Origin of the sequence: Mycobacterium sp. (genome assembly GCF_032162105.1) — a bacterium.
Classification (GTDB): domain Bacteria; phylum Actinomycetota; class Actinomycetes; order Mycobacteriales; family Mycobacteriaceae; genus Mycobacterium.
Genome location: NZ_JAVRPS010000028.1, coordinates 1 through 8,456 on the forward strand (window position 1 = coordinate 1; position 8,456 = coordinate 8,456).

Sequence of the window (8,456 nt, forward strand, 5' to 3'; positions counted from 1 at the left end):
GACAGTGGACCGTGGCGGGCACTCCACCGGCCAGGCCCGACCGCCACCGTCGCCACGATGGCAGGCACGGCAGTTCCAGCCCACCGGCCGCACGCGATGCGCACCGGTCCACCGGAGAACACCCGCCGCCGCGGCCAAGACCGTTCGGGCCGCAACCGAGCAGAACTCACTCCTGCTCACTCACCAGGAACGGTTTGGAGGTGACGGCATGGCGTCCGTAGTTACCGAAGCCGCCCGAACGGATTCCGGTGCGCAAGCCTTCCGGATGCGACTACTCGACGGCCTCGCCGAATCGATCGCCGAACGCGGCTACCGGGACACCACGGTCGCCGACGTCGTCCGCAACGCCAAGACCTCGAAACGCACCTTCTATGGCGAATTCGTCAGCAAGGAGGAGTGCTTCGTCGAGTTGCTGCGGACCAACAACGACGTCCTGATCGTCGCGATCCAGTCGGCCGTCGACCCCGAGGCCGAGTGGCGCGAGCAGATCGTCAGCGCGGTAGACGCGTACGTCGGCCACATTGCAGGACGGCCGGCCGTCACGCTGAGCTGGATCCGCGAGGCTCCCGGTCTGGGCCCGGCCGCCCTGCCGTTACACCGCCTGGCCATGGAGCAGCTCACCGACATGCTGGTCGTACTCACCGACAGCCCTGGCTTCCGTCGCGCCGAGCTGTCACCCGTTTCGCGTCCCCTGGCGCTGATCCTGTTGGGCGGCTTGCGGGAACTGACCGCGCAGGTGGTGGAACGCGGACGCGACCTTCACGACATCAGCGAGCCGGCCGTCACCGCGGCGACCGCGATCCTCGGCTCCGGCGTCAGCCCAGCATGAGCCGCGCCGACTTCTCCAGTCGGCGCGCGATGTCGGCATAGGACGTGTAGCCCATCCCGGCCCGCACTAGGGCGCCCGAGTACAGCATCTCCAGCGAGTCGATGACGTCAGGGTCGACGTCCGTGCCGAGCGCTGAGGTCAGTCGACCGCGGATGTCGTGGCCGATCCGCTGGCGCAGCACATCGACGTCGGGGTCGCGGCCGAGCAGCGCGTTGGTGACGGCACCGGCGAACTCGGGCTCGTCGGCGACCAGCAGCGCGATGTGGCGCAGCACGTCGACGACGCGGGTGGCGGGATCGGTGGAGTCGTGTGGCGCCGGCGGTGCGGCCACCAGCCTGCGCCAGAACACCTCGGCAACCAGGTGCTCCTTGGAGGAGAAGTAGGTGTAGGCCGTGGCCGCGCCGACGCCCGCCTCCGCGGCCACCCGACGCACCGTGAGACCCGCGAAACCCTCGCGATTCAGGAGATCGACCGCAGCCCTTCCCAGCCGATCGACGGTGTCGGCCTGTTTGGCGGTCAGACGGCGCCGAGTCGACTCCAAGGCCGGATCGGACACGTGTCCGGACGCTACTACAACCGGGGGTCACCGGCAACGGTAAGTTGGCCCGCATGAGCACTGCCGACACCGCCGACACCACCCTGCCGAGCGCCGCTGCGCGGCTGTTCACGCTCGCAGAGGACGTCATCGGTTTCATGCCTGCCGACGAAGGTCGTGCGCTCTACGACGCGGCGATGCGGTACCTGGGCGACGGCGTCGGCGTCGAGATCGGCACCTACTGCGGCAAGTCGACGGTGCTGCTCGGCGCCGCCGCCCAGCAGACGGGTGGCCTGCTCTACACCATCGACCACCACCACGGCTCCGAGGAACATCAACCCGGCTGGGAATATCACGACACCTCGATGGTCGACCCGGTGACGGGACGATTCGACACGCTGCCCACGCTGCGGCACACGCTCGACGCGGCGGGGTTGGACGACAACGTCGTCGCCGTCGTCGGCAAGTCCGCACTCGTCGCCCGGTCGTGGCGAACTCCGTTGCAGTTGTTGTTCATCGATGGAGGGCACACCGACGAGGCGGCGCAGAACGACTTCAACGGCTGGGCCAAGTGGGTGGCCGTCGGTGGTGCGCTCGTCATCCACGACGTGTTCCCCGACCCCAACGATGGTGGACAGGCGCCGTACCGCATCTATCGTCGCGCGCTGGACACCGGCGCGTTCCTCGAGGTGGCCGCGATCGGGTCGATGCGCCTGCTGGAGCGGACGTCGGGCACACCCGGCCAGCCGCTGGACGGCTAGCTACGCGCGGATTCGGCGAAGGGCGATTGCTAGAACCGTGCCTTGCTTGCCAGATCCGAGATGCTTCGGCGATACCTGATCACTTCGATCCCAGGCAGTCACGCACGGAAGTAGACAATCCCCATCCGGCTGCCGTGACCGAATTGAAGACTACGAAACTTTGCTCAAATGGCAATATCGGTAGGTTCAGCGCACAATGACGCGGTGACGCCGCGCAGGCGGGATGTACTGGACGCCTCGACCGAGCCCTTGGCACTGCCCGTTGGATTTGCGACGCGCGAGGTCCGGTCCGTAGCCGAGGCAGTGGTGACCGCGATGACGCAGGCGCAGGCCGATTCGCCGCGCCCCTTCCGTACGTCACGGCGGCGCTTGCGGCTGCCGCTGATCCTGGTGGGAATCGTCATCGTGGCCACCTCGGTCGTCATCGCGTTTCGGATGGACGATCACGGTGCGACCGCCCGCGGGCCGGCCACCCGCGCGGCCAGCGGTGAATGCCTGACCTGGCCCTCGGGAGAAGCCGACCGGGCCGTTGCCGTCGACTGCAACGGCGACCACCTCTTCGAGGTGGCCGAAGCGGTCGACATCGATGCCGTCGACGCGTCCGGCGCCGACCGCCTCCAACAGATCTTCGAGCAGGTCTGCCCGCCTGCGATCCATCGTTACCTGGGAAGCCATTTCGACCCCAAGGGGAGATTCGGCATTGGCATGGTGTGGTCTCCTGCCGGGCCTCAGCCCCAATCCGGCGGTCGGCTGTTGTGCGGCCTGCAATTGGGCAACCAGGGAGCATCGGGCAGCTTCCGGGGCCGGGTGGCTGAACTGGACCAATCCGCGATCTGGCCTGCCGCGACGTGCCTGGGAATTCTCGACGGCAATGCGACCGACCTCCCGGTCGATTGCGCCTCGCCACACGCGATGGAGATCACCGGGGTAGTGAGCCTGGCCGACGCGTTCGTCGGCCCACCGCCGGAAATCGCCGCTCAGGATGAAGTGGTCCGTCGCGACTGCGGCGCCGTGACGGAGGCCTATCTGTCGCCCCTCTCACTGGCCGCGACGTCGTTGACCGTGCGGTATACCCCGATCTCCCCAGCCAGCTGGGCAGCTGGAAGCCGCCAGATCGCGTGCCGGTTGGCATCGCCCGATCCCGACGGCCGATGGGCAACGTTGGTGGGAAGCGCCAGAACCGGGGTATTGATCAATGGCCGTCAACCCGCCGCAGGCAGTAGCGATGACCCGACACCGACACCACCGACGGCCGACGTCGCCACCGCACCCGCCGTGTCACCGGTGGTACCGCCACAGGACCCGGAGCCCGTGATCGCCGCGGACGAGCCCCCACCGACGGCCGAGCCCGAACCGCCAGCCGAGGCGCCAGTCCCCGCCGAATCCCCTGACGAGGTCGCGCCGCCCCCGGCGCTGGACGGCTAACGCTCGCTGGCCGCGCAGGCGCAGTCGAAGTCGCCTTCCAGACCGCGCGGCAGGTCGTGGCCGCGAAAGATACCGCTGGCACGCGTCGTTGACGACAGTGCGTCGGCGGCAAGGATCATCGCCGCACCCGTCCACGTGGTGCGCTCCACCGGCCACCGCTTGCCGTCGGCGAACACCAGACCGGTCCAGTAGGAGCCGTCCGTCTCGCGAAGGTGGTGCATGTTCGCGAACTGTTCGTGCGCTCGGACCGAGTCGCCGATGGCGTCGAGCGCCATCACCAGTTCGCAGGTCTCCGCGCCGGTCACCCAGGGCCGGTGGTCGATGCACCGGATGCCAAGACCCGGCACCACGAACTCGTCCCAGCGGGCATCGATTCGCGCGCTCGCTGCGGCACCGCGCAGCGCCCCACCGAGCACCGGGTAGTACCACTCCATCGAGTGAGTGTCCTTGAGCAGGAACGACTCCGGGTGCTCCGCGATCGCGTGGCCCAGGCTGCCGACGGCCACCTCCCACTCCGGTTGCGACTCCCCGAGGTAGGTCGCCAACGCCAACGCACACCGGATGCTGTGGTAGATGCTGGCGCAGCCGGTCAGTAGTGCATCCGGTAGGATTCCCGAATCACTCCTGGCCCAGGCGATCTCACCACCATCGAGTTGCATCGTCAGCACGAAGTCGATGGCACGGCTCACCACCGGCCACATCGCCTCGGCGAACGTGCGGTCCCTGGTGATCAGCACGTGGTGCCAGACGCCGGTGGCGACGTAGGCGCAGAAGTTGCTGTCGCTGTTGGCGTCCTCGATCACGCCGTTGCGCAGCTGGATCGGGAACGAACCGTCAGCGCGTTGCGTGTCGCGGCACCAGGCGTACGCCGCCCGCGCCGGCTCCCACAGCCCGGCGACCGTGAGCGCCATCGCGTTCTCGACGTGATCCCACGGATCGGTGTGGCCACCGTCGAACCAGGGCAGCGCACCGGTGGACTCCTGGGTGGCGGCGATCGACTCCGCGGTCTGGAGGCACTGAGCAGGCGTCAGAACGCCTGAAACACGCGGGATCTCATGCGGACGCAACGGTCACCGCCGGCTTCTGGAAATAGAGAGCGACGCTCTTGCCGATCAGCGGGTTGAGCGCCGCTTCCGCGTTGCGGGTCAGCCACGGCCGCGACATCATGTCCCACACCAGCAGCTTGTGGTAGGCGGCGACCGCAGGGTGTTTCGGCTTGTCCACGCCCACTGCGCATTTCAGCCACCAGAACGGCGAGTGCAATGCGTGCGCGTGATGCCGGTGATCGAAGCGCATCCCGCGCCGGGCGATCTTGGCGTGCAGTTCGTCGGCCCGGTAGATCCGGATGTGTCCACCCTCGTTGGCGTGGTACTCGTCGGACAACAGCCAGCAGATCTTCTCGGGCAGCCAGCGCGGCACGGTGACGGCCAGCCACCCGCCCGGCTTCAGCACCCGGACCAATTCGTCGATCGCACGGTCGTCGGCAGGAACGTGCTCGAGGATCTCCGAGGCGATCACGCAGTCGAAGCTCCCGTCGACGTAGGGCAGGTCGAGTGCATCGCCCTTGACCGCCTCGGCCTTGGCCGATGCGGGCGCCTCCCCCTGCTGCTGCATCGCCTGCAGGATCGCGTCGACGTCGTTCAGTTCCTCGCCGTCCTGGTCGAACGCCACCACGTCGGCACCGCGACGGAATGCCTCGAACGCGTGCCTGCCCGCGCCGCAGCCCACGTCGATGACGGAGGTGCCTGCGCCGACGCCCAGTCGGTCGAAGTCGACGGTCAGCATGTCTTGGTCCGTTCCATCGCGCGTTCGTACACCGAGACCGTCTGCGCGGCAACGGATTCCCAACTGAAAACCTCGACCGCGCGGCGACGGCCCGCGGCCCCGAGGCGGCGCAACTCCATCGGTGAGTCGAGCAGTTCGCCAAGCACGGCGGTCAGGTCGTCGACGTCGGCAGGGCGAACCAGGCGGGCACACTCGCCGTCGGTGCCGACCACCTCTGGCAGCGCACCGGCGCGGCTGGCCACGATGGGAGTGCCGCTGGCCATCGCCTCGACGGCGGGCAGGGAGAAGCCCTCGTACAGCGACGGGATGCAGGCCACCTCCGCCGACGCCAGCAGCCTGGCGAGTTCGGCGTCGCTGATACCGCTGCAGCTGTGCACGATGTCGGAGATGCCGAGTTCGGCGATCAGCTTCTCGGTCGGTCCGTTGGGCTCGAGCTTCGAGACGAGCTGGACGTCCAGGTCCCGCTCCACGCGCAGGCGGGCGACGGCGTGCAGCAGGTGGCTGACGCCCTTCAACGGCACGTCCGCGCTGGCGATCGCGATGATCCGATTGCGCACCCGGTTCTCGGCAGGCCGGAACAACTCGGTGTCCACGCCGAGCGGCACCACGTGCAACTGGCTGGGCGACACCCCGAAGTCCTCGGCGATGTCGGCCCCCGACGTGGTGGACACGGTCAGCAGCTCCGGGATCTGGCGCGCCACTTCCTTCTGCATCTCGGCGAAGCCATACCACCTGCGCACCAACGGCTTTCGCCACCACTTGGCCGCGGCGACGTCGAGCACGCGGTCCCGGGTGATGGGGTGGTGCACGGTGGCGACAAGGGGCAGGCCGAGTTCGGCGATGTCGAGCAGCCCGGTGCCAAGGCTCTGGTTGTCGTGCACGACGTCGAAATCGTCACGGCGTTCGGCGAGGATCCTGGCCACCCGCAGGCAGAAGGTCCGCGGCTCGGGGAAGCCGGCCGTCCAGGTGGTCAGCAGCTCCAGCAGATCGATGCGATCGCGGATCTCGCTGGGCCGCGGGACGCGGAACGGATCGGGCTCACGGTAGAGGTCGAGGCTTGGCACCTTGGTGAGCCGCACCCTGGGGTCGAGACCGCCAGGATAGGGCTGACCGGAGAACACCTCGACGTCGTGTCCGAGCTCGACGAGACCACGGCTGAGATGACGGACGTAGACGCCCTGCCCTCCGCAATGGGTCTTGCTCCGGTAGGACAACAGGGCGATCCGCATGGTCAGTTCACCGGGGCCAGAGTCGAAGGCAGGGCTCTGGACATGTGTCCAGACTATAGTTTGATGGGCTAGACGCCGCAACGCGACCGCTCCACCTGGGTATCACGGCGCCCTCGCCGCCGTGCTGCGCGGCCTGTGGATTCCGGACCTTGCCTGTCGGGTACCCACCCTCCAGCGAGAGGAATCGAGGAGTCATGACAAGTCGCGTCGAAGCCGAGTTCGAGATCGCAGGCTGGGAGGAAACACCGTTTGACGAGGGCGTTGGCGTGGCGAAGCTGACCGAGGCCCTGGTCGAGAAGAAGTACTCAGGCGGCATCGAGGCCACCTCGACCACCAAGTGGTTGATGGCCTATGCGCCTGACAAGACCGCGACGTTCGTGGGGATCGAGCGGATCAAGGGCACGGTCGACGGCAAGCACGGCAGCCTGGTGCTGCTGCATGACGGCGACTTCAAGGACGGCGCTGCGACGGCGACCCTGCGCATCGTGTCGGGCACCGACGAACTCAAGGGAATGACCGGCAAGGGCACGTTCCGCGCCGACCCCGCAGGGTCGATGACGCTCGAGCTCGACCCCACCTGACGCCTACGCCGGCGGGAACCCTCCCGTTGCCACCGGCCCCCAACGGGTGGGAGTGACCCTGATCAGGCACTTTCCCTGATCCACCATCGCCTGCCGGTACTCGTCCCAGTCGGAGTGCTCCCCTGCGATCGCACGGAAGTAGTCGACCAGCGGCTCGACCGCGTCCGGCAGCAGCACCACCTCGGCGTCGCCGTCGACCTGGACGTACGGGCCGTTGAACTCGTCGGACAACACCGTCACGCTGGCGCGCGCATCACGGCGCAGGTTGGCCGACTTCGCCCGCTGCGGATAGCTGGCGATCACGATCCGGCCCGAATCGTCCACACCCCCGGTCACCGGCGAGCTCTGCAACGACCCGTCGGCGCGGTAGGTAGTCAGGACCATGCGATGGCGCGGCCGGACGAAGTCGATGAGTTCGGGAAGGCCGACCGCGTCCGCGGTGGCGTAGGTGCGAGCCATCCCTCCACCGTAGTTACCGATCAGCGCGCGGCGCGCTTGAGCGTCCAGGCCGGGATCCAATGCGTGACGGACCGGCGTTGCATGCCGTAGGCCACCTCGTAGGTGACCCATCCCCACCAATATCCCTGCTCGCACAGACCCCAGCAGCTCAATCGGCCCTCGACGACGGTGTGCATCTGCAGGCCCGCCGGGTTGTACCCGCCCGCGCGGTGCGGCTCGCGCGGGAACACCGCCGCGAGGTCGACCAGGACGGCGATCGGGGGATCGACCCGTCGGAACGCCTGTTGGACGGGCTGACCGTGGTAGCCGATCGACTGAAGATCGCCCATCCTTCGATCATACGTTCGATTGGGTTCCATATGCACTCATCGCCGCTGGTCAGGGCGTTTGCCTTGAGGACAGTGTCCTCACCGAGGTGATCTGTTCGGTGCGGCGCTGGCCGTGGGCAAGGGCCAGTTGGGTGCGCAGTTGCTTGTTCTCCTCGGCGAGGTCCTTGATTCTTTGGTGGGCGAGCTCGAGTCGGCGCTGCCAGGATTCGTCTGTCGTTCGAGCCGGCGAGGGCTTGGCGGGATGCTCAGAAGCCGCTGCGACCCGTTCCATCACGTCAGGTTGGGTGTAGATCCAGGAGCGCGCGACCGCAGCGGCCTTGGCCAGTGCCGTGACGGTTACTCGGGTGCCGTCGGCCTCGAGCTTGGCGAGTGCGGCGAGCGCGCGCTGTCGGGTGGCTTCGCGCTTTGAGCGGGCTGCGGCGCGTAGGTGCGCGGAATTGTCAGCAAGCATCGTCTTCACTCGGCCCGGTTGCGGCGGCACCGTTGTGGAGGCTGTCGATGATCTTGGTGAGGTTGTCGGCGG

The 8,456-nt window shown here is 67.8% G+C and carries 11 protein-coding genes; 4 read left to right on the forward strand and 7 right to left on the reverse strand.

The window, feature by feature from the left end; all coding sequences use genetic code 11:
* Window positions 1-208: 208 nt before the first annotated feature.
* Window positions 209-829 carry a TetR/AcrR family transcriptional regulator gene (locus tag QOC69_RS01135; RefSeq protein WP_526435543.1) on the forward strand — a complete coding sequence of 207 codons (621 nt, stop codon included), beginning with the start codon at window positions 209-211 and terminating at the stop codon, window positions 827-829.
* Here QOC69_RS01135 and QOC69_RS01140 read toward each other — a convergent pair.
* Window positions 816-1,385 carry a TetR/AcrR family transcriptional regulator gene (locus QOC69_RS01140; RefSeq protein WP_526435523.1) on the reverse strand — a complete coding sequence of 190 codons (570 nt, stop codon included), beginning with the start codon at window positions 1,383-1,385 and terminating at the stop codon, window positions 816-818. The two genes, QOC69_RS01135 and QOC69_RS01140, sit on opposite strands and share 14 nt — an antisense overlap.
* A 53-nt stretch (window positions 1,386-1,438) precedes the next feature.
* On the opposite strand from QOC69_RS01140, the gene QOC69_RS01145 reads away from it, so the two are divergent.
* On the forward strand, window positions 1,439-2,125 hold the full coding sequence (locus tag QOC69_RS01145; RefSeq protein WP_526435525.1) for a class I SAM-dependent methyltransferase: 687 nt from the start codon (window positions 1,439-1,441) through the stop codon (window positions 2,123-2,125).
* 204 nt (window positions 2,126-2,329) lie between these two features.
* Window positions 2,330-3,550: a septum formation family protein gene (locus tag QOC69_RS01150; protein ID WP_526435527.1), complete on the forward strand. Its 1,221-nt coding sequence runs from the start codon at window positions 2,330-2,332 to the stop codon at window positions 3,548-3,550.
* Here the strand turns inward: QOC69_RS01150 and mmpH are convergent.
* From mmpH to manT, 3 genes are read right to left on the reverse strand one after another with little or no spacing between them, the layout of a single operon-like run.
* Complete coding sequence (gene mmpH, locus QOC69_RS01155) at window positions 3,547-4,617, reverse strand: MMP endo-(1,4)-3-O-methyl-alpha-D-mannosidase (RefSeq protein ID WP_526435529.1); 1,071 nt, start codon at window positions 4,615-4,617, stop codon at window positions 3,547-3,549. The genes QOC69_RS01150 and mmpH overlap by 4 nt on opposite strands.
* Complete coding sequence (locus tag QOC69_RS01160; protein WP_526435531.1) at window positions 4,604-5,335, reverse strand: class I SAM-dependent methyltransferase; 732 nt, start codon at window positions 5,333-5,335, stop codon at window positions 4,604-4,606. Before QOC69_RS01160 ends, mmpH begins: the two co-directional genes overlap by 14 nt.
* Window positions 5,329-6,564 carry an MMP alpha-(1->4)-mannosyltransferase gene (gene manT, locus QOC69_RS01165; protein WP_526435533.1) on the reverse strand — a complete coding sequence of 412 codons (1,236 nt, stop codon included), beginning with the start codon at window positions 6,562-6,564 and terminating at the stop codon, window positions 5,329-5,331. Before manT ends, QOC69_RS01160 begins: the two co-directional genes overlap by 7 nt.
* 194 nt (window positions 6,565-6,758) lie before the next feature.
* Here manT and QOC69_RS01170 point away from each other — a divergent pair, with 194 nt between their 5' ends.
* Window positions 6,759-7,145, forward strand: a complete 387-nt coding sequence (locus tag QOC69_RS01170) for a DUF3224 domain-containing protein (protein WP_526435535.1) — start codon at window positions 6,759-6,761, stop codon at window positions 7,143-7,145.
* 3 nt (window positions 7,146-7,148) lie between these two features.
* On the opposite strand, the gene QOC69_RS01175 is transcribed toward QOC69_RS01170, so the two are convergent.
* From QOC69_RS01175 to QOC69_RS01185, 3 genes are all read right to left on the reverse strand, one after another.
* Window positions 7,149-7,604 (reverse strand): PPOX class F420-dependent oxidoreductase, encoded by a 456-nt coding sequence (locus tag QOC69_RS01175; RefSeq protein ID WP_526435537.1) that lies wholly within the window; start codon window positions 7,602-7,604, stop codon window positions 7,149-7,151.
* 20 nt (window positions 7,605-7,624) lie between these two features.
* Window positions 7,625-7,933, reverse strand: a complete 309-nt coding sequence (locus QOC69_RS01180; RefSeq protein WP_526435539.1) for a hypothetical protein — start codon at window positions 7,931-7,933, stop codon at window positions 7,625-7,627.
* 49 nt (window positions 7,934-7,982) lie between these two features.
* The coding region (locus QOC69_RS01185; protein WP_526435541.1) for a DUF6262 family protein at window positions 7,983-8,456 on the reverse strand (474 nt) is incomplete at its 5' end.

Coding starts and splice junctions, on each gene's coding strand:
- manT (WP_526435533.1), bottom strand. CDS start 6,564: ATGCGGATCGCCCTGTTGTCCTACCGGAGCAAGACCCATTGCGGAGGG.
- QOC69_RS01160 (WP_526435531.1), bottom strand. CDS start 5,335: ATGCTGACCGTCGACTTCGACCGACTGGGCGTCGGCGCAGGCACCTCC.
- QOC69_RS01135 (WP_526435543.1), top strand. CDS start 209: ATGGCGTCCGTAGTTACCGAAGCCGCCCGAACGGATTCCGGTGCGCAA.
- QOC69_RS01180 (WP_526435539.1), bottom strand. CDS start 7,933: ATGGGCGATCTTCAGTCGATCGGCTACCACGGTCAGCCCGTCCAACAG.
- QOC69_RS01145 (WP_526435525.1), top strand. CDS start 1,439: ATGAGCACTGCCGACACCGCCGACACCACCCTGCCGAGCGCCGCTGCG.
- QOC69_RS01175 (WP_526435537.1), bottom strand. CDS start 7,604: ATGGCTCGCACCTACGCCACCGCGGACGCGGTCGGCCTTCCCGAACTC.
- QOC69_RS01170 (WP_526435535.1), top strand. CDS start 6,759: ATGACAAGTCGCGTCGAAGCCGAGTTCGAGATCGCAGGCTGGGAGGAA.